1 protein-coding gene is annotated in these 615 nt (G+C 66.2%); it reads right to left on the bottom strand.

What is annotated here, in order from left to right; translation table 11 throughout:
- A partial coding sequence (locus QLG10_RS07910) for a type VI secretion IcmF C-terminal domain-containing protein (RefSeq protein WP_282486628.1) occupies nucleotides 1-615 on the bottom strand: 615 nt, incomplete at both ends.

The raw sequence follows: 615 nt of genomic DNA, 5'->3' as shown, positions 1-615 counted from the left end.
GCGAAAACGGCTGTCGCCATCGTCCAGCGGCGTGACCTGCGTCTGTTCCAGCAGGCGGATCAGGCCCCAGGTGCCTGCGTAATCGCCGAACAGCCGTTCGTTGGCCTGCACGCTGGTCCAGGTCAGGCTCGCGCCGGGGTATTGGCTGCGACCCGGCCAGTTGAAGCGCTGCCAGCTTTCCTTCTGGTTGAAGTACTCGTGTTTTTCGCCGTTGAGGGTGAAGGTGGTTTGCACCACGTCGCGCACCGGTTTGCCTTGCAGTTCGAAGCTCAGGCCCATGCCGCCGTCGGTAAACAGCACGTCGGCCAGGTGGCTGAGCTGGTTGATCGCCGTGAGAAACTGCGGATTGAAACGCAGGCCCTGGCTGTGTTGGGCGTCGGCCACCCAGCGGCTGCCCTCCTTGCGCAGCAAGCCGCCCAGTTCGCGCTGCAGGAATTGCTCGAGGCGCCCGGAGTCGGCGCGGATCATCTGCCCGAGCATCGGCAGCGAGGCGTCGCTGGCGGTGACCGCGAAGGGGTAGCGCCCGGTGAACGCCTCGTGCCATTCGCTGACGATCGCCCGTTGCCAGTGGCGGTTGAGGCTGCTGGCCGAGGGTTGCAGGACCCGCTGCCAGGC

The organism is Pseudomonas sp. V98_8, assembly GCF_029967975.1.
In the GTDB taxonomy this organism is placed as follows: Bacteria; Pseudomonadota; Gammaproteobacteria; order Pseudomonadales; family Pseudomonadaceae; genus Aquipseudomonas; species Aquipseudomonas umsongensis.
This window is presented reverse-complemented; position numbering and strand designations above follow the sequence as displayed.